The organism is Cellulomonas fimi ATCC 484, assembly GCF_000212695.1.
GTDB classification, from domain to species: Bacteria; Actinomycetota; Actinomycetes; order Actinomycetales; family Cellulomonadaceae; genus Cellulomonas; species Cellulomonas fimi.
The window spans coordinates 1,972,091-1,990,947 of sequence record NC_015514.1; the positions used below are offsets into that span (position 1 = coordinate 1,972,091).

General features: G+C 74.7%; 15 protein-coding genes and 1 pseudogene. 13 read left to right on the top strand and 3 right to left on the bottom strand.

What is annotated here, in order from left to right; all coding sequences use genetic code 11:
* Positions 1-113: 113 nt before the first annotated feature.
* A complete protein-coding gene (locus CELF_RS09010; protein ID WP_013770941.1) occupies positions 114-1,412 on the bottom strand; it encodes a Fic family protein in 1,299 nt (432 codons plus the stop codon).
* A gap of 145 nt (positions 1,413-1,557) precedes the next feature.
* Between CELF_RS09010 and CELF_RS09015 the strand changes: the two genes are divergently transcribed.
* Positions 1,558-2,337, top strand: a complete 780-nt coding sequence (locus tag CELF_RS09015; protein ID WP_376698488.1) for an HAD family hydrolase — start codon at positions 1,558-1,560, stop codon at positions 2,335-2,337.
* Positions 2,338-2,428: 91 nt separating this feature from the next.
* Here CELF_RS09015 and CELF_RS09020 read toward each other — a convergent pair whose 3' ends face one another.
* Complete coding sequence (locus CELF_RS09020; RefSeq protein ID WP_013770943.1) at positions 2,429-3,334, bottom strand: RecB family exonuclease; 906 nt, start codon at positions 3,332-3,334, stop codon at positions 2,429-2,431.
* Positions 3,335-3,433: 99 nt separating this feature from the next.
* Here CELF_RS09020 and CELF_RS09025 point away from each other — a divergent pair, with 99 nt between their 5' ends.
* From CELF_RS09025 to hisF, 10 genes and pseudogenes are all read left to right on the top strand, one after another.
* A complete protein-coding gene (locus CELF_RS09025; protein ID WP_126297704.1) occupies positions 3,434-4,570 on the top strand; it encodes a site-2 protease family protein in 1,137 nt (378 codons plus the stop codon).
* Positions 4,571-4,644: 74 nt separating this feature from the next.
* A complete protein-coding gene (locus CELF_RS09030; RefSeq protein WP_013770945.1) occupies positions 4,645-5,694 on the top strand; it encodes a tRNA (adenine-N1)-methyltransferase in 1,050 nt (349 codons plus the stop codon).
* 178 nt (positions 5,695-5,872) lie between these two features.
* Positions 5,873-7,510, top strand: a complete 1,638-nt coding sequence (gene arc, locus CELF_RS09035; RefSeq protein WP_013770946.1) for a proteasome ATPase — start codon at positions 5,873-5,875, stop codon at positions 7,508-7,510.
* Between the two features lie 83 nt (positions 7,511-7,593).
* Positions 7,594-9,201: a depupylase/deamidase Dop gene (gene dop / locus CELF_RS09040; RefSeq protein ID WP_041553403.1), complete on the top strand. Its 1,608-nt coding sequence runs from the start codon at positions 7,594-7,596 to the stop codon at positions 9,199-9,201.
* Positions 9,202-9,304: 103 nt separating this feature from the next.
* The gene (locus tag CELF_RS09045) at positions 9,305-9,502 is read left to right on the top strand and encodes a ubiquitin-like protein Pup (RefSeq protein WP_013770948.1); all 198 of its coding nucleotides are present in this window, start codon (positions 9,305-9,307) and stop codon (positions 9,500-9,502) included.
* A gap of 6 nt (positions 9,503-9,508) precedes the next feature.
* A pseudogene (gene prcB, locus CELF_RS19985) lies at positions 9,509-10,353 on the top strand (proteasome subunit beta).
* Positions 10,350-11,102 carry a proteasome subunit alpha gene (prcA, locus tag CELF_RS09060; RefSeq protein ID WP_013770949.1) on the top strand — a complete coding sequence of 251 codons (753 nt, stop codon included), beginning with the start codon at positions 10,350-10,352 and terminating at the stop codon, positions 11,100-11,102. Before prcB ends, prcA begins: the two are co-directional and overlap by 4 nt.
* Positions 11,103-11,132: 30 nt before the next feature.
* The gene (gene pafA / locus CELF_RS09065) at positions 11,133-12,494 is read left to right on the top strand and encodes a Pup--protein ligase (protein ID WP_013770950.1); all 1,362 of its coding nucleotides are present in this window, start codon (positions 11,133-11,135) and stop codon (positions 12,492-12,494) included.
* 88 nt (positions 12,495-12,582) lie between these two features.
* The gene (locus tag CELF_RS09070; RefSeq protein ID WP_013770951.1) at positions 12,583-13,461 is read left to right on the top strand and encodes an FKBP-type peptidyl-prolyl cis-trans isomerase; all 879 of its coding nucleotides are present in this window, start codon (positions 12,583-12,585) and stop codon (positions 13,459-13,461) included.
* A complete protein-coding gene (gene hisF / locus CELF_RS09075) occupies positions 13,458-14,228 on the top strand; it encodes an imidazole glycerol phosphate synthase subunit HisF (protein WP_013770952.1) in 771 nt (256 codons plus the stop codon). Before CELF_RS09070 ends, hisF begins: the two co-directional genes overlap by 4 nt.
* Before the next feature lie 57 nt (positions 14,229-14,285).
* On the opposite strand, the gene CELF_RS09080 is transcribed toward hisF, so the two are convergent.
* A complete protein-coding gene (locus CELF_RS09080) occupies positions 14,286-14,930 on the bottom strand; it encodes a TIGR03085 family metal-binding protein (protein WP_013770953.1) in 645 nt (214 codons plus the stop codon).
* 158 nt (positions 14,931-15,088) lie between these two features.
* On the opposite strand from CELF_RS09080, the gene CELF_RS09085 reads away from it, so the two are divergent.
* Both CELF_RS09085 and CELF_RS09090 read left to right on the top strand, forming a co-directional pair.
* Positions 15,089-16,951, top strand: a complete 1,863-nt coding sequence (locus tag CELF_RS09085; protein WP_013770954.1) for an ABC transporter ATP-binding protein — start codon at positions 15,089-15,091, stop codon at positions 16,949-16,951.
* Positions 16,948-18,789, top strand: coding sequence for an ABC transporter ATP-binding protein (locus tag CELF_RS09090; protein ID WP_013770955.1), 1,842 nt, complete (start codon positions 16,948-16,950; stop codon positions 18,787-18,789). Before CELF_RS09085 ends, CELF_RS09090 begins: the two co-directional genes overlap by 4 nt.
* Positions 18,790-18,857: the final 68 nt, after the last annotated feature.

Sequence of the window (18,857 nt, forward strand, 5' to 3'; positions counted from 1 at the left end):
GGTCACCAGGCGCACGAGCATGAGCTCCACGACCGCCACCGCGAGGGCGCCGACAGCCGCCGGCCCTTCCGCGCTCGAGCCGCCGGCGGGACCTGGGCTGAGTCCCCGTTCGCTCAGGGGCGGCCGAGCTGACGGCGCCCGGCCCGGGCGGCGAACGCGTCCAGGGCGGTGAGCACCTCGCTCGACTGCCACAGGATCGAGCGGCGGCGCCCGCCGACCTCAGCCAGCGCTCCGGCGTCGACCAGCCGCGTCACCGCCCGCATCGCGTTGGTGTGCGAGACGCCGAGCTCCCGCTGGACGATGGCCGTGTTGATGACCGGCTGACGCAGCACCAGATCCATCAGCGGCCACACGGTCGAGTCCGACCTCGCCTTCACCGTGCCGGCCCACCGCTCGCGGACGCCGCGCAGCTCAGCCACCAGCTGACGGCCGTTGGTGACCGCGTCGAACGACGCCTGAGCCATGGCGTCGACGATCGGCGCCGGGTCGCCCTGCCGGTAGGCGGTCAGGGCGTCGAAGTAGCCGCGCGTGTCGACCAGCAGGCCGGCTGACACCGGGACGGTGACGGACCTGGTCAGGGCCCGCTTGCGTAGCAGCGCGTGGATCAGCGCGCGGCCGGTGCGGCCGTTGCCGTCGGGGAACGGGTGGATGGTCTCGAACTGGGCGTGGGCGATCGCGGCGTGCTGCAGCGCGGGGATGTCCTCGCGCGCGGTGAAGGCGACCAGGTCGTCGATCGCGCCTGGAACGAGACGGGCGTGCGGCGGCACGAACGCGGCACGGTGCGGGGAGTACCCGCCGCCGCCGATCCACACCTGCTGCTCGCGCCACCGTCCCGCGATCTCCGGCTCGGCGGTCTCCATCAGGGTGCGGTGCATCTCGAGGATCGAGGCGCCGTCGAGGCGCTCGGACAGGGCGACGGCGGCCTGCATGGCGTGGACGTTCCCGACGATCTGGGTGGCGTTGCGCTTGGCGTCCTCACCGAGCTCGGCCAGGGCGATCTGCTTGGCGCCCGAGGTGAGGTTCTCGATCTCGGAGGACGACGCGGACTCCGAGCGCAGCAGGATGGCCGCGAACGGCGCCACGTCGGAGCCGACCTCGACGTCGAAGTCCCGGATGACGACCGACGCCTCCTCGGCGGCCGCGGCGGTCGCGCGGGGCAGGCGCACCTCGAGGTCGGCGATCGGCGGGGTGATCGCGGCGCGGTACGGCTGGCCGAGCTGCTCGCGCTGGGAGCGGGACAGCAGCTCGGGGGCGAAGGAGGACCGCCACGGCAGCTCCTCGACGTCGACCGCCGGCCACGGCGGGGCGTCGGCCGTCAGCGCGGCGCCGTTCTCGGCGCGTGCGCGGGTGGCCCGCTCGCCGCCGTCGGGGGAGCCGGCTGGGGTGCGGGGCTGGTCGCCAACCGAGAACACGCCTCGACGTTATCACTCGCTCAGCCGCTAGGGATGGATAACGCTCGGCGGAGTGCATCCATCCTGGATGGTCGTGGTGCCGCTCATGGCCTGTCGACGTGCGGCAGGGAGCACCGGGTGCGCACGGGTCCGGGCCCGCACCTCGATGCAGCTAGCCTCGACTGGTGCACGGCTTGGTCCACGGCGTCGACGGGAGCTCATCTTGACCCTCCGATCTCGGTACGTTTCCGCGGGTCAGAGCGAGGAACAGTCACTCGCTCTACCGGCCGCTGCTCTGTGGGACATGGACGGCACGCTCATCGACACCGAGCCGTACTGGATCGCGGCGGAGATCGAGCTCGTCGAGTCCTTCGGCGGGGTGTGGACGCACGAGGACGGCTACGCGATGGTCGGCAACCCGATGAGCGTCGCGGTGACGGCGTTGCGCGGGCGCGGCGTGGACCTGCCGGACGAGGAGATCGCCGACTTCCTCAACGGGCGTGTCCGGGCCGCCGTCGCCGCGGGCGTGCCGTGGCAGCCGGGCGCGCAGGAGATCCTGCGCGCGCTGCACGACGCGGGGGTGCCGATGGCGCTCGTGACGTCGTCCTTCCGCGTCCTCGCGCAGCCGTTCGCCGAGGTCGTCGGCCTGTTCGACGTCGTGGTCAGCGGCGACGACGTGGCCCGCCCGAAGCCGGACCCCGAGCCGTACCTCACGGCGGCCCGGCTCCTCGGGGTCCCGGTCGAGCGGTGCGTCGCGCTCGAGGACTCGCGCTCCGGCGTCGCGTCCGCGGTCGCCTCGGGGGCGCGTGTCGTCGCGGTCGAGGTCATGCAGGAGCTCGAGGACCGGGAGGGCCTGAGCCGCGTCAGGTCGCTCGCCGACCTGTCCCTGGCGGACCTGGCCCGGATCGCCGCGGGCGACGTCCTGGACCTGCGCCCGGCGGCCTGACCCGGCGACGCCGCGACGCGACCGTCCGGTCCCCGGTGCCGCGACCGCCGGCGGCCGGTGCCGCGACCGCCCGCGGCCGGTGCCGCGACCGTCAGGCGGCCGGTGCCCCGGGCGTGACGCCGATCGCCCGCTCGACCGCCCCCGCCGGCACCTCGGGCGGTGTGCCGCCGAACGCCGGGCACAGCGCGCGGAACGAGCACCAGTCGCACAGCCGCGACGTGCGGGGCCGCCAGTCGCCCGCGCGCGCCGCCTCCTCGATGCCGCCCCAGATGGACCGGACGCGCGCCTCGAGCGTGTGCATCTCGGGCTCGGTGGGCTCGTGCTTGAGCACCGTGCCGTCGCCCAGGTACTCGAGCTGCAGCAGCTTGGGCAGCACGCCGCGCGAGCGCCAGATGACGTACGCGTAGAACCGCATCTGGAAGAGCGCACCGCCCTCGAAGCCGGCCCGCGGCGACTTGCCGGTCTTGTAGTCGACGACCCGCACCCAGCCGTTCGGCGCGACGTCGACCCGGTCGACGATGCCGCGCAGCTGCGGGCCGTCCTCGAGCTCGACGCTCACCATGAGCTCGCGCTCGCGCGGCTGCAGGCGCGTCGGGTCCTCGAGCGTGAAGTAGGTCGCGAGCAGCGCCTCGGCGCTCGTGAGCCACTCCCGCAGCGCGTCGTCGTCGGGGAACAGCGTCGCGACGTCGGGGGCGTCCTCGCGCAGCTGCGCCCAGCGGCCGGGCACGAGCGCGCGGGCGGACTCGAGCGTGCGCTCGGCGGCCGGCAGGTCGAACAGGTGCTCGAGCACGGCGTGCACGAGCGTGCCGCGCGCGGCGGCCGCGCTCGGCGGCTCCGGCAGGCGGTCCACGACGCGGAAGCGGAACAGCAGCGGGCACTGCAGGAAGTCGTTGGCGCGCGAGGGGGACAGGCCGGGCCGCGACGGGGGCCGGACGGCGACCGCCTGCTCGACCGTCGCGTCGACGAGCTCCTCGACGACCTCGTCCGGGTCGGCCACCACCACGTCCTGTGCGCTCACGCGCCGAGCCTAGGCGCGACCACCGACGCGGCCGTGCACCGGTCCGCCGGCATGCCGGGCGCCGCCTACGCTGGTCCGGTGAGCGACCAGCCCCGTCCTGCCCGCCGCACCTCCGGCTGGGTCGTCGGCCGCGTCGCCGGAGCGCCGATCGTGCTCGCCCCGAGCTGGGTCGTGGCGGCCGTCGTGCTCACCGTGGTGCTCGCGCCGGCCGTCCGCGGCTGGGCGCCGGGCATGGTGGGCGCGCGCGTGTACGTCGTCGCGCTCGTGTTCGTCGTGCTGCTGTTCGCCTCCGTGCTGGTGCACGAGATCGCGCACGGGCTCGTGGCGCGTGCCCGCGGCCAGCAGCCGCAGGAGTTCGTCCTGACCCTCCTGGGCGGGCACACGTCGTTCGGTGCGGCCGCGGCGACGCCCGGGACGAACGCCCTCGTCGCCGTGGCGGGGCCGGTCGCCAACCTCGTGCTCGCGGGCGGGTTCCTCGTCGCGGGGCTCGCGGTGGGGCGGGACCAGCTCGTGGGCGTCCTGCTGCTCGCCGGTGCCTTCTCCAACGGGTTCGTCGGCCTGTTCAACCTGCTGCCCGGCCTCCCGCTCGACGGCGGCGCGGTGCTGCAGTCGCTCGTCTGGGCCGTCACGGGGCGCCGGCACACCGGGACGGTCGTGGCGGCGTGGTGCGGCCGGCTGGTCGCCGTGGGCGTGTTCGCCGTCGCGTTCGCGCTCCCGTTCGCGCTCGGTGGGCGCCCGACGCTCACCGACGCCGTCTGGGGCGGGCTCATCGGCGCGTTCATCTGGTCGGGGGCGTCCGGCGCCATCCGCGCGGCCCGCACGCAGGACGCGGTCGACCAGCTGACCGTCGAGCGCGTCGGTCGCCGGGCGGCCGCCGTCGGGCACACCGACTCGGTCGCCCAGGCGCGCGCCGTGGCCGCAGCGGCGGGTGCGCAGGACGTCGTGGTGCTCGCCCCGGACGGGCGTCCCGCGGCCTACGTCGACGTCGCGGCGGCGTCGTCCGTCCCCGCGGACCTCGCCGGCACCACCCCGGTCACGACGGTCGCCGTCACGCTGCCCGGCGGTGCGGTCGTCGACGGCACGCTCGTCGGGCCCGCGCTGCTCGACGCGCTGGGCCGCGCGTCGCGGCACTCGCCCGTCGTGGTCGCCGTCGCGCACGGGCGGGTCGTCGGGCTCGTGCGCGTGCCGGACGTCGTCGCGGCCCTGCGCGCCTGACCAGGCGCGGACGCGCCGCCACAGCCCGCACGACCCGGCAGGGCGCGTCCCGGCGGCCCGTAGACTCTCCGCCCGTGACCGCCGACCAGACGCCCACCGGGGCCGCGCACCGCCGTGGCCCGTTCCGTGCGGGCGACCGCGTCCAGCTCACCGACCCGCGGGGGCGGCTGCACACCGTCACGCTCGCGCCGGGCGGGTCGTTCCACACGCACCGCGGCTACTTCTCGCACGACGCGCTCATCGGCGCCCCCGAGGGCACGGTGGTGCGCAACACCTCCGGCATCGAGTACCTGGCCCTGCGCCCGCTGCTCGCGGACCACGTCCTGTCGATGCCGCGCGGCGCCGCGGTCGTCTACCCGAAGGACGCGGGCCAGATCGTCACGATGGGCGACATCTACCCGGGTGCGCGCGTCGTCGAGGCGGGCGTCGGCTCGGGCGCGCTGACCATGTCGCTGCTGCGCGCGGTCGGCGACGGCGGCTCGCTGCACTCGATCGAGCGGCGCGAGGACTTCGCCGACATCGCGCGTGCCAACGTCGAGGGCTTCTTCGGCGGGCCGCACCCGGCCTGGCAGCTGTCCATCGGTGACCTCGCCGACGTCCTGCCCACCGTCGCGGAGCCGGGCTCGGTCGACCGCGTCGTGCTCGACATGCTCGCGCCGTGGGAGAACCTCGAGGCGGTCGCGACCGCGCTCGCCCCCGGCGGCGTGCTCACCGCGTACGTCGCGACGACGACGCAGCTCTCGCGCCTCGCGGAGGACGTGCGGGCCGACGGCCGGTACACCGAGCCGCAGGCGTTCGAGACGATGGTGCGCGGCTGGCACCTCGAGGGGCTCGCGGTGCGCCCCCAGCACCGCATGGTCGGGCACACCGGCTTCCTGCTCACGACCCGCCGGCTCGCCGACGGCGTCGAGGCCCCGCTGCGCAAGCGCCGCCCGGCGAAGGGCTCCTACCCCGTGGCCGAGGACGGCGCACCCGTCGACGACCCGGAGCTGTGGTCGTCGGAGGCGATGGGGGAGCGCGCGGTGTCCGACAAGAAGCTGCGCCGCGCCCGCCGCGACGCGCAGGGGCTCGCCGACGCGGCACGCGAGGCGGACCCGTCGGCTCCTGACGAGCCGCAGGCCTGAGCGCACGGCGGTCCACCGTCCGCTCCGCGAGACGCCGGGAACAGCAGCGGTGCGGCTCGCGTCCTGTGTTGACATCGGTGGTTAGGGTCGTCGGACCAGCAGGCAGGCGAGCAGGCGAAGCGTCGTGCAGGGTGGTGCTGACGCACCCCTCGTGCGACGCGGAACGGAGGCCGAGACGATGACCGACCCGAACGCCCCTGGCCGGGACCTCTCCCGCGAGCTGGCCCTCCTCGCGGCCAAGAACGAGCGGCTGACCGACGCCCTCACGGCCGCGCGCGACCAGATCCTCGAGCTCAAGCGGCAGGTCGACGACCTCGCCAAGCCCCCGGGCACGTACGCGACGTTCCTCGGCGCGCGCGACGACGGCACCGTCGACGTGGTGTCGTCCGGCCGCAAGATGCACGTGGGCGCGAGCCCCGCGGTCGACGTCCACCGCCTGCGCCCGGGTCAGGAGGTCATGCTCAACGAGGCCCTCACGGTCGTCGAGGCCGGCGGGTACGAGAAGGTCGGCGAGATCGTCACCGTCAAGGAGATGCTCGGCGGCGGGCGTGCGCTCGTCGTCGGCCGCGGCGACGAGGAGCGCGTCGTGCGCTTCGCGGGCCAGGTCATCGACGAGGCGAAGGTCCGCGTCGGCGACGCCCTGACGATCGACTCGCGCTCCGGGTTCGTGTTCGAGGTCATCCCGCGCGCCGAGGTCGAGGAGCTCGTCCTCGAAGAGGTGCCGGACATCCAGTACGAGGACATCGGCGGCCTGGGCCCGCAGATCGAGGCGATCCGCGACGCCGTCGAGCTGCCGTTCCTGCACCCCGAGCTGTTCCGCGAGCACGGCCTCAAGCCGCCCAAGGGCGTGCTGCTGTACGGCCCGCCGGGGTGCGGCAAGACGCTCATCGCGAAGGCCGTGGCGCACTCGCTCGCGGCGACCGCCGCGGCGGCCCGCGGCGACGACCTGACGGAGGCGCGCAGCTTCTTCCTCAACGTCAAGGGCCCCGAGCTGCTCAACAAGTACGTCGGCGAGACCGAGCGGCACATCCGGCTGATCTTCGCCCGCGCCCGCGAGAAGGCGTCGCAGGGGCACCCGGTGGTCGTCTTCTTCGACGAGATGGAGTCGCTGTTCCGCACGCGCGGCACGGGCGTGTCGAGCGACGTCGAGACGACGATCGTCCCGCAGCTGCTCTCCGAGATCGACGGCGTCGAGCGGCTCGAGAACGTCATCGTCATCGGCGCCTCGAACCGAGAGGACATGATCGACCCCGCGATCCTGCGGCCCGGCCGGCTCGACGTGAAGATCAAGATCGAGCGGCCCGACGCCGAGGGTGCGCGCGAGATCTTCGCGAAGTACCTCACGCCCGACCTGCCGATCCACGAGGACGACCTGCGCGAGCACGGCGGCTCCACGACGGCCGCGGTCGACGCGATGATCTCCCGCGTCGTCGAGCGCATGTACACCGAGAGCGAGGAGAACCGGTTCCTCGAGGTGACCTACGCGAGCGGCGACAAGGAGGTCCTGTACTTCAAGGACTTCAACTCCGGCGCGATGATCCAGAACGTCGTCGACCGTGCGAAGAAGTCCGCGATCAAGGACTTCCTCGCGACCCAGCAGCGCGGCATCCGCGTCGAGCACCTGCTGACGGCGTGCGTCGACGAGTTCCGCGAGAACGAGGACCTGCCGAACACGACCAACCCTGACGACTGGGCGCGCATCTCCGGCAAGAAGGGGGAGCGCATCGTGTTCATCCGCACGATCGTCCAGGGCAAGAAGGGCACGGAGGCCTCGCGCACGATCGAGACGGTCACGAGCACCGGCCAGTACCTCTGACGCGCGCGGCGGTCCCCGTCGCCGGCGCGGCGGCCCGCGGACGCACGGCACGGCCCCGCCCGGGCGCAGCCTAGGGTGGAGCCGTGACCGTGCACCGCGTGATGGGGATCGAGACCGAGTACGGCATCCTCCAGCCGGGCAGGCCGCTCGCGAACCCCATGCTCCTGTCCAGCCACGTCGTCGCGGTGCACGCCGCCGCCCGCGACGGCGGGCGCTCGCGGGCCCGCTGGGACTACGACGACGAGGACCCGCTGCACGACGCGCGCGGCTTCCGCCTGCAGCGCGCCTCGGCTCACCCGTCGCTGCTCACCGACGACCCGCAGACCCCTGCCCCGTCCGGCGACGGCCCGCAGGAGCTCCCGCGGGCGACGACCGAGGAGTACGAGGACCCGGGGGCCGCCAACGTCATCCTCAGCAACGGGGCCCGCCTCTACGTGGACCACGCGCACCCCGAGTACTCCTCGCCCGAGGTGACCAACCCCCTCGACGCGGTCCGCTGGGACCGGGCCGGTGAGCTCGTCATGCTCGCCTCGGTGCGCGCGCTTGCCTCGACGGCCGCACTGCCCGACGTCGCGCTGTACAAGAACAACGTCGACGGCAAGGGCGCGACGTACGGCATGCACGAGAACTACCTCGTCGAGCGCGCCGTGCCGTTCACGGACCTCGCGGCCCGGCTCATCCCGTTCCTCGTGACCCGCCAGGTGTACACCGGCGCGGGGCGCGTCGGGCTGGGCCAGCGCGGCGAGGAGCCCGGCTTCCAGCTCTCGCAGCGCGCCGACTACATGGAGGCCGAGATCGGTCTCGAGACGACGCTGCGCCGCCCGATCGTCAACACGCGCGACGAGCCGCACGCGGACCCCGACCGGTGGCGGCGACTGCACGTCATCATCGGCGACGCCACGATGCTCGAGGCCGCGACGTACCTGCGGCTCGGCACGACCTCGCTCGTGCTGTGGCTCGTGGAGCGTGCGGTCGCCGAGGGCGGGTCGGGCGGGGCGCTCGCAGCTGTCGACCGGCTCGCGCTGCGCGACCCCGTCGAGGCGGTCCACGTCGTCAGCCACGACCTGACGCTCACGGCCCGCCTCGAGCTGGTCGACGGGCGGCGGCTCACCGCGATCGAGGTCCAGCGCGAGTACCTCGCCGCCGTGCGGACCGCGCTCGCGCACACGGGCGACACCGTCGACGCGCAGACGGCCGACGTGCTGGAGCGCTGGCAGGCGGTCCTGGACGGGCTGGCGACGGACCCCGCGAGCTGCGCCCGGACCGTCGAGTGGCTCGCGAAGCTGCGCCTGCTCGAGGGCATGCGGCGCCGCGACCGGCTCGCGTGGGACCACCCGCGACTCGCGGCGGTCGACCTGCAGTGGTCCGACCTGCGCCCCGAGCGCGGGCTGTACCACCGGCTCGTCGCGGCCGGTGCGGTCGAGCTGCTCGTCACGCCGCAGGAGGTCGAAGACGCGGTCGCCCACCCGCCGCGCGACACGCGCGCGTACTTCCGTGGCGAGGCGGTGGCCCGCTACGGCGGCGAGATCTCGGCCGCGAGCTGGGACTCCGTGGTGTTCGACGTGCCCGGGGCGGCGACGCTGCAGCGCGTGCCGATGCGTGACCCGCTGCGCGGCACCCAGGCGCACGTCGGCGACCTGCTCGACCGGTGCCCCGACGCGGCGGCGCTCCTCGCGGAGCTCGGCGCCTGACGGCTGCACGGGCGTCCGCCTCGCGAGCGCTGCGCCCGGTCCCGTCGCAGGATGGGCCTAGGGTGGGATCGAGCAGGTCAGCGCGACGCCTACGGAGGTCACCATGGCTGGTCAGGAACAGGTGCGGCCCCGCCGCGACGACGAGGACCCGGTCGACGGCGCCGACGCGCCCGTGCCGGCCGCGCCGTCCGCGCAGTCGCGCGACGCCGAGGTGGACGCGCTGCTCGACGAGATCGACGACGTCCTGGAGTCCAACGCGGAGCAGTTCGTGCGTGGCTTCGTCCAGAAGGGCGGTCAGTGAGCGTCGATGCCAGGACTGACACCGCCGCCCGGCGCCTCGGGGCGCCTCCCGCACGCCTTCACGACCCCCGGCTCGTCGTCGTTCGTCGAGTTCCTCGGCGCGCACGCGCCGGAGCTCCTGCCGGGGAACCGTCCGCTGCCGGCCGCTGACGTCGTCGCACCGCACGGGACGACGATCGTCGCGCTCGCGTTCGACGGCGGCGTCGTCATGGCGGGCGACCGCCGCGCGACGATGGGCTCGATGATCGCCAGCCGGGAGATCGAGAAGGTCTTCCCGGCGGACGAGTACTCGGCGGTCGGGATCGCGGGCACCGCGGGCCTCGCGGTCGAGCTCGTGCGGCTCTTCCAGCTCGAGCTCGAGCACTACGAGAAGATCGAGGGCAGCCTGCTGTCGCTCGAGGGCAAGGCGAACCGCCTCTCGACGATGATCCGGGGGAACCTCGGGCTCGCGATGCAGGGCCTGGCTGTCGTGCCGCTCTTCGCGGGCTTCGACCTGGACCTGCGGCGCGGGCGCATCTTCTCCTACGACGTCACGGGCGGCCGGTACGAGGAGCACGACCACCACGCGGTCGGCTCGGGCTCGGTGTTCGCGCGCGGCTCCCTGAAGAAGCTGTGGCGGCCGGGCCTGGACGCGGCGGGTGCCGTGCGCGTCGCGGTCGAGGCGCTGGTCGACGCGGCCGACGACGACTCGGCGACGGGCGGGCCGGACACGACGCGCCGGATCTGGCCCGCGTCGCGACGGTCACCGAGTCGGGATACCTGCGCGTCGACGACACGGACCTGGGCGACGTCGTCGCGCGCGTGCAGGACGAGCGGCGTGCGGCGCACGCGGACCGCGGGGGTGCGCGATGAGCATGCCGTTCTACGTCTCTCCCGAGCAGCTCATGAAGGACCGGGCGGACTACGCCCGCAAGGGGATCGCACGCGGCCGGTCGGTCGTCGTCCTGCAGTACGACGACGGCATCGCCTTCGCGACCGAGAACGCGTCGCGCGCGCTGCACAAGATCTCCGAGATCTACGACCGGATCGCCTTCGCCGCGGTCGGCAAGTACAACGAGTTCGAGAACCTGCGGGTGGCCGGCGTGCGGTACGCGGACCTGCGCGGGTACTCCTACGACCGTCAGGACGTCACCGCGCGCGGGCTCGCGAACGCCTACGCGCAGACGCTCGGCACGGTCTTCACGACGGAGTCCAAGCCGCTCGAGGTCGAGCTCGTCGTCGCCGAGGTCGGGCGCGAGCCCGCGGGCGACCAGGTGTACCGGCTGTCCTACGACGGCTCGGTCGCCGACGAGCACGGCTACGTCGTCATGGGCGGCCAGGCCGAGCGGCTCGGCGGGCTGCTCGCGTCGGGCTGGCGCCCGGGGATGACGCTGCGCGAGGTGCTGCGGCTCGCGGTCGACGTGCTCGGGGCGCCCGCGGACGACGGCGGCGAGAAGCGCGCGATCCCCGCGCAGCAGCTCGAGGTCGCCGTGCTCGACCGCACCCGGCCCCGGCGCGCGTTCCGGCGGCTGACGGGCGCGCTCCTGGAGGACCTGCTGGCCCCGGCGTCCGCCGCCCCGGCGACGTCGGCTCCGCCCGGCCCCGCACCGCAGGGCGACTGACCCCGGCCCGGCCGGAGGAGGGGAGCACGAATGGACCGACGGATCTTCGGCCTCGAGACCGAGTACGGCGTCACGTGCGCCGCGCAGGACGGCCGCGGGCTGTCCGCGGACGAGGTCGCGCGCTACCTGTTCCGCAAGGTCGTCGCGTGGGGGCGCTCGTCGAACGTGTTCCTGCGCAACGGCTCGCGCCTGTACCTCGACGTCGGCTCGCACCCCGAGTACGCGACCGCGGAGTGCGACGACGTCCGTCAGCTCGTCGCGCACGACCGCGCGGGCGAGCGGATCCTCGAGGGCCTCGTCGCGGACGCGCAGCAGCGGCTGGAGCACGAGGGCCTGCCGGGACGCATCCACCTGTTCAAGAACAACACCGACTCCGCCGGCAACTCCTACGGCTGCCACGAGAACTACCTCGTGCGCCGGCAGGGCGACTTCGCGCGGCTGTCGGACGTGCTCGTGCCCTTCCTCATCACGCGCCAGGTGCTCACGGGCGCGGGCAAGGTGCTGAGCACGCCGCGCGGGGCCGTGTTCTGCCTCTCGCAGCGCGCCGACCACATCTGGGAGGCCGTGTCGAGCGCGACCACGCGGTCGCGGCCCATCATCAACACGCGCGACGAGCCGCACGCCGACGCCGAGCACTACCGGCGCCTGCACGTCATCGTGGGCGACTCCTCGATGTCGGAGACCACGACGATGCTCAAGGTCGGCGCGACCGACCTCATCCTGCGGATGATCGAGGCGGGCGTCCCGCTGCGGGAGATGACGCTCGAGAACCCGATCCGCGCGATCCGTGAGATCAGCCACGACGTCACCGGGCAGCACCCGGTGGTGCTCGCGAACGGCCGCACGGTCACGGCCCTGGACCTGCAGGAGGAGTACCTCGCACGCGTCACGGAGTTCGTGACGTCGGAGGGCGGGCCCACGCCGGAGACCAAGCAGGTCCTCGACCTGTGGGAGCGGGGCCTGCGCGCGCTGCGCACGGGTGACCTGTCGCTCGTCGAGCGCGAGCTCGACTGGGTCATCAAGTACCAGCTCATCGAGCGGTACCGCGCCAAGCACGGCCTCGAGCTGTCCGACGTGCGCGTGCAGCGCCTCGACCTGGCGTACCACGACATCTCGCGCACCGAGGGCCTGTACAACCTCCTCGCGGCGAAGGGGCTCGTCGAGCGCGTCACGAGCGACCTCGAGATCTTCGAGGCGACCGCCGTCCCGCCGCAGACGACGCGCGCGAAGCTGCGCGGCGACTTCGTGCGCGCCGCGCAGGAGGCCCGGCGCGACTACACGGTCGACTGGGTGCACCTCAAGCTCAACGACCAGGCGCAGCGCACGGTGCTCTGCAAGGACCCCTTCCGCAGCGTCGACGAGCGCGTCGACCGTCTCATCGAGTCGATGTGACGGACGGCGCGGCCCCGCGCCCAGGGCCGCGCCGTACAGTGTCCCCTGCTCGGCGGGAGGCCGGGTGAGGCGACGAGGAAGGACCGACGTGCGACGACTGCGGGACGCGGCCTCGGCCGCGGTCGTGGCGGTCGCCGTGCTCGCGGGCTGCACGGCCGCACCGACGGCACCGCCCGAGATCACGGTCACCGGCGAGGTCGACGAGGCACCGACGCTGACCTACGTCACACCGCTCGACGTCGACTCGACGTACCGCGAGCAGATCTGGCCCGGCACGGGGGCCGAGCTCGTCGAGGGCGGTCCCGTCCTCATCGACTTCTGGCTGGAGAACGGCACGGACGCCTCGCTCGTCGACGAGAGCTTCTCCTCGACGCCGACGCCACGGCTGCTGACCGCCGAGGACCTCGGCACCGACCTGTACGAGACGCTGCGCGACCAGCGGGTCGGGGCGCGCGTCCTGCAGGTCAGCCCCGGCCGCAGCTCGGGCGCCGCCGGCTACCCCACGGTCACCGTGCTCGACGTGCTGCCGACGCGCGCCGACGGCAGCCCCGTCCCGCCCGCGGCCGACCTGCCGCCCGTCACGCTGGACGCCGCGGGCATGCCGACGATGACCCCGACGGGCACGGAGCCCCCCGACCGCCTCGTCGTGCAGCCGCTGCTGCGCGGGGCCGGCCCGCAGGTCGCGGCGCAGGACGTCATCACCGTCCAGTACGAGGGCTTCGTCTGGACGACCGGCGCGTCGTTCGACTCGACGTGGAGCCGCGGGCTGCCCGTGTCGTTCGCGCTGCAGGACGTGCCCGCGTGGGCCGAGGGGCTCGTCGACCAGCCCGTCGGCAGCCAGGTCATGCTCGTCGTCCCGCCGACGTACGCGCTCGGCGTCACCGAGAGCGAGGAGCTCGCCGGGCAGACCGTCGTGTTCGTCGTCGACATCCTCGCCACCGGATCACCCGACGGAGGGTCCTCATGACCGTGGCGCTGCGCGTCATCCCGTGCCTCGACGTCGACGGCGGCCGGGTCGTCAAGGGCGTCAACTTCGAGAACCTGCGGGACGCGGGCGACCCCGTCGAGCTCGCGCGCCGGTACGACGCCGAGGGGGCCGACGAGGTCACGTTCCTCGACGTGTCGGCGTCGTCGAGCGGCCGCGACACCACCGTCGAGGTCGTGCGGCGCACCGCCGAGGAGGTCTTCGTCCCGCTCACGGTCGGCGGGGGAGTGCGCTCGACGCAGGACGTCGACCGGCTCCTGCGGGCCGGTGCGGACAAGGTCGGCGTCAACACGGCCGCCATCGCCCGGCCCGAGCTCATCGAGGAGATCGCGCACCGCTTCGGCAGCCAGGTGCTCACGATCTCGATCGACGCGCGCCGCGTCACCGGCGACGTCCGCACCGAGTCGGGCTACGAGGTCACGACGCACGGCGGCAAGCGCGGGACGGGCCTGGACGCCGTGGCGTGGGCCGCGCGCGCGGCCGAGCTGGGCGCGGGCGAGGTGCTGCTCAACTCCATGGACGCCGACGGCACCGAGGCGGGCTTCGACCTGGAGATGATCCGCGACGTGCGGTCCGCGGTGCGGGTCCCGCTCGTCGCGAGCGGTGGTGCGGGGACCGTCGAGCACTTCGTCGACGCCGCTCGGGCCGGTGCGGACGCGGTGCTCGCCGCGAGCGTCTTCCACTTCGGCCAGCTGACCGTCCGGGACGTCAAGGACGCGCTGCGCGCGGCGGGGGTCGTCGTCCGCTGACCCGTGCGGCGACCGCGTCCCGGGCCGCCCCGGGGCCGTCGTGCGACGCGCCCGGCGTCAGACGGGCAGGCGCTCCGTGAGCGTCTCCACGTCCTGCGGGTCGCCGGCGAGCGTGACGTCCGCCGCGGCACCGCGGCCGAACGCGAACAGCACGAGCTCGCCGACGGCGCCACGCACCACGACCGTGCCGAACCCGTCGCGCGCGCGACGCAGGTGCCGCCGGACCCCGTCGTCGCGGACCAGGACGACCCCGACGGGCGAGCGGCGCAGCCGCAGGCCGCCGGCGCCGACGAGGTGCCGCCACAGGACGTCGGCCAGACCCGGGTCCAGGGTCCTCGGGGGCGTGGGGCCGCCACCGCGGCGCACGTCCTCGGTGTGCACGAAGAACTCGACGACGTTCGCCAGGTCACCGGCCCACGACATCGGGTGCCACGCGGGCGGCGGCGCCGCGACGCGCGCGACCAGGTCGCGGTAGCCGCCCTCGGTCGTCGCCATGTCCGCGAGCCGCGCGATCGCGTCCTCGGCACGCGCCGCGAGGGCGGGGACCGCGAGCCCGGCACCGACGGTCAGCGAGTGCTCACGCAGCACGACGTGCGCCGCGAGGTGCCGGGCCTGCCAGCCCTCGCAGAGCGTCGGGGCGTCGGGCGGGACCGCCCGCAACGCGTCCGCCAGCCCCGCGCGCCCCACCTCGTGCCACGTCATCCCCGCATGGTCGCACGCGGTGCGTCGCCGCACGTGACGAGCGGCTCGCCGCGGACGCCGGGACCACCGTCGTGGGCGGCGCGTGAGACGATGACCGCTCTCCCCGTCCCCTCCCGGAAGGCACTGGCGTGCGCTCGCGAGCCCCCTCGTCGCGGCCGATGACGTTGTCCGGATCGGCCCCGCGCCGCGCCGTCCAGGTCGTGGCCCGCGGGATGGCGGCGCACCCGTGGACGTACGTCGCCGCGATCGGGACCGCCGCCGTCCACGGCCTCGCGACGGTCGCGGTGAGCCGCGTCCTCGGCACCGTGACCGACGACGTCGTCGTCCCCGCGCTGGGCGGCTCCGCGGAGGCGCGCGGGCGCATCTGGGTCGCCGGTCTCGTCCTCGTGCTCGTCGCGGTGACGCTCGCCGCGTCGGTCGCCGGCCGCCGGATCTTCGCCGGCATGGGCTTCGCGAGCATCCAGGCCGACCACCGCACGCGCGTGACCCGGCAGTACCTGCGGCTGCCGATGTCCTGGCACCGCCGCCACCCGACGGGCCAGCTGCTGTCGAACGCGAGCGCCGACGTCGAGGCCGCGACCGGTGTCTTCAACCCGCTGCCCTTCGCGCTGGGCGTCGTCGTCATGCTCGTGGTCGCGACCGTCGGGCTGCTGCGCACGGACGTGTGGCTCGCGCTCGCCGCCCTCGTCGTGGTGCCGCTCGCGCTCGTCGCGAACCTCGTGTTCCAGCGCCGGATGGCACCCGCCGTGGGCCACGCGCAGGAGCTGCGGGCGGGCGTCGCGGACGTCGCCCACGAGAGCTTCGAGGCCGCGCTGCTGGTGAAGTCGCTCGGCACGGAGGAGCGCGAGGCGGCGCGCTTCGCGGAGCGCGCGCACGCGCTGCGTGACGCGAACGTGCGCGTGGGTCAGGTGCGCGCCTTCTTCGACCCGGTGATCGACCTCCTGCCCAACCTCGGCACGCTGCTCGTCCTGGTGGTCGGCGCGGTGCAGGTGCGCGCCGGGCACATCGGGACCGGCGACGTGGTCGCCGCGGCGTACCTGCTGACGCTGCTCACCATCCCGGTGCGGGCCTTCGGCTGGGTGCTGGGCGAGATCCCTCGGGCCCTCGTGGGGTGGGACCGCATCGCGCGGGTCGTCGACGCGCGCGGCGCGCTGCCCGGGGGCTCGGTGCGCTGGACGCCGCACGGCCGTGGCGCGCGCGTGGAGCTGCGTGGCGTCGGCCTGACGGTCCCCGGGCCGCACGGGTCCGTCGAGCTGCTGCGCGACGTCGACCTCGACGTCGCACCGGGCCGCGTCGTCGCGGTCGTCGGTCCCACGGGCGCGGGCAAGACGACGCTCGTGCAGCTCGTCGCGCGCCTCAGCGACCCGACGACGGGCGAGGTGCTCCTCGACGGGGTCGACGTGCGCGACCTGGACCCGGCCGACCTCACGCGGCACGTGGCGCTCGTGTCGCAGACGACGTTCGTGTTCGAGGACACCGTGCGGGCCAACGTCACGCTCGCCGACGCGCAGGACGGCGACGTCCCGGACGACGACGCCGTGTGGGCGGCGCTGCGCGCGGCCCGTGCGGACGACGTCGTGCGCGCGCTGCCCGGGGGCCTCGACGCGCCCCTGGGCGAGCGCGGCGCGAACCTGTCCGGCGGGCAGCGGCAACGGCTCGCGCTCGCCCGGGCACTCGTGCGCGAGCCGCGCGTCCTCGTGCTGGACGACGCGACGTCGGCCGTCGACCCGCGCGTCGAGCAGGCGATCCTGCGCGGCCTGCGCGGCGGCGACGGCCCGTCCGGCGGCGCGCCGACGGTGCTGCTCGTCGCCTATCGCATGTCCTCCGTGCTGCTCGCCGACGAGGTCGTGCACGTCGAGCAGGGCCGGGTCGTCGACCGCGGCACGCACGCCGAGCTGCTCGCTCGCGACCCCGGCTACCGCGCGCTCGCGACCGCGTACGAGCAGGAGTCGGCGCGCCGCGCCGCGGACGCCGAGGACGACGAGCGGGCCGCCGTGCCGGCGGCCGGGGAGGTCCGATGAGCGCCGCGACCGCCGACGACGCACGCCCGGGCGGCGCGCCGAGCCACCGGATGGCTCCCGCGAGCACGCTCGGTGTCCTGGCGACGCTGCGCCGCGGCGTCGAGGTCTCGCCGCAGCTGCTGCGCGGCTGGCGCGTCACGCTGCTCCTCGCGGTGCTCGCCGCGCTCGGCAAGGTGCTGGTCCCCGTCACGGTGCAGCAGACCGTCGACACGGGGATCCTCGCGGCGGGCGGTCCCGACGTGGACCGGGTGCTGCTGCTCACGGGCGCCGCGGCGCTCGGGCTGGTCGGCGCCGCGGTCTGCTCGGCCCTCGTCAACGTGCGCCTGTTCCGCTCGAGCGAGGACGGCCTGCTCGCGCTGCGCACGCGCGCGTTCCGGCACGTGCACGACCTGTCCGTGCTCACGCAGCACACCGAGCGACGCGGCTCGCTGGTCTCCCGCGTGACCTCGGACGTCGACACCATCTCGATGTTCGTGCAGTGGGGCGGCATCATGCTGCTCGTCTCGCTGCTGCAGATCGTGGTCGCGACCGTCCTCATGGCGGTCTACTCCTGGCAGCTCACGCTCGTCGTGTGGCTCGGGTTCGTCCCGCTCCTGCTCGTGCTGCAGCCCCTGCAGCGGCGCGTGAACGGCCGGTACTCGGCCGTGCGGGAGCGGTACGGCGCGATGCTCGGCGCGGTCTCCGAGGCGGTCGTCGGGGCGGAGACCATCCGCGCCTACGGTGCGGCGGCGCGCACGCAGCGCCGTGTCGACGCCGCGGTCCGTGCGACGTGGCGTGCGATGGTCCGCGCGCAGAACCTCGTCTCGGTGGTGTTCTCGAGCGGCGTGCTCGTCGCGAACGTCGTGCTCGCGCTCGTGGTGGTCGTCGGCACGTTCCTCGGCGTGCGGGGCGACCTGACGGTCGGGCGGCTGCTCGCGTTCCTGTTCCTCGTGCAGCTGTTCACCGGGCCCGTGCAGATGGCCACGGAGATCCTCAACGAGCTGCAGAACGCGGTCGCGGGCTGGCGCCGCGTGCTGGGCGTCCTGGAGACCCCCGTCGCGGTCGCCGACCCGGGGGAGCGGGGCAGGGCGAGCTCGCGTGGCCCCGCGGCGGTCGAGCTGCGCGGCGTCGGCTTCGCCTACCCCGAGGGGCGACGCGTGCTGCACGACGTCGACCTGCACGTGCCCGCGGGCGCGTCGGTCGCGGTGGTCGGCGCGACCGGGTCCGGCAAGACGACGATCGCCCGGCTCGTCGCGCGCCTCGTCGACCCGGACTCGGGCCAGGTGCTGCTCGACGGCACGGACGTGCGCGACCTGCGGGCCGCGGACCTGCGCGCGCGTGTCGTGCTGGTGCCGCAGGAGGGGTTCCTCTTCGACGGGACGGTCGCCGAGAACGTCGCCTACGGGCTGCGGACCGCCGACGGTGCGACGCCCGACCCGCACGACCCCCGCGTGCGCGCCGCGGTCGACGCGCTCGGGCTCGGCCCGTGGGTCGACGAGCTCGCCGCGGGCCTGGCGACCGACGTCGGGCAGCGCGGCGAGTCGTTGTCGGCCGGCGAGCGGCAGCTCGTGGCCCTCGCCCGCGCCTACCTGGCGGACCCCGACCTGCTGCTGCTCGACGAGGCGACCAGCGCGGTCGACCCCGCGACCGAGGTGCGGCTCGTGCGTGCGCTCGAGGAGCTCACCGCGGGCCGGACGACCCTGACCATCGCGCACCGGCTGTCGACCGCCGAGGCCGCGGACCTCGTGGTCGTCGTCGACGCGGGCCGGGTCGTCGAGACGGGCCCGCACGCGCGGCTCGTGGCCGCGGGTGGGACGTACGCGGCCATGCACGCCGCGTGGGTGAGCCAGACGCGCTGACCCGCGGGCGGGGTGGACGCGCCGACGCCCCGGGCGGCGGGGCACGGGCGACGCGGCCCGGGCGGGCT

Bases quoted from the DNA above. Each gene is read 5' to 3' on its own strand.
- CELF_RS09015 (WP_376698488.1), top strand. From the start codon at position 1,558: ATGCAGCTAGCCTCGACTGGTGCACGGCTTGGTCCACGGCGTCGACGG.
- arc (WP_013770946.1), top strand. From the start codon at position 5,873: ATGACCGACCCGAACGCCCCTGGCCGGGACCTCTCCCGCGAGCTGGCC.
- CELF_RS09045 (WP_013770948.1), top strand. From the start codon at position 9,305: ATGGCTGGTCAGGAACAGGTGCGGCCCCGCCGCGACGACGAGGACCCG.
- prcA (WP_013770949.1), top strand. From the start codon at position 10,350: ATGAGCATGCCGTTCTACGTCTCTCCCGAGCAGCTCATGAAGGACCGG.
- pafA (WP_013770950.1), top strand. From the start codon at position 11,133: ATGGACCGACGGATCTTCGGCCTCGAGACCGAGTACGGCGTCACGTGC.
- hisF (WP_013770952.1), top strand. From the start codon at position 13,458: ATGACCGTGGCGCTGCGCGTCATCCCGTGCCTCGACGTCGACGGCGGC.
- CELF_RS09080 (WP_013770953.1), bottom strand. From the start codon at position 14,930: ATGACGTGGCACGAGGTGGGGCGCGCGGGGCTGGCGGACGCGTTGCGG.
- CELF_RS09085 (WP_013770954.1), top strand. From the start codon at position 15,089: ATGACGTTGTCCGGATCGGCCCCGCGCCGCGCCGTCCAGGTCGTGGCC.
- CELF_RS09090 (WP_013770955.1), top strand. From the start codon at position 16,948: ATGAGCGCCGCGACCGCCGACGACGCACGCCCGGGCGGCGCGCCGAGC.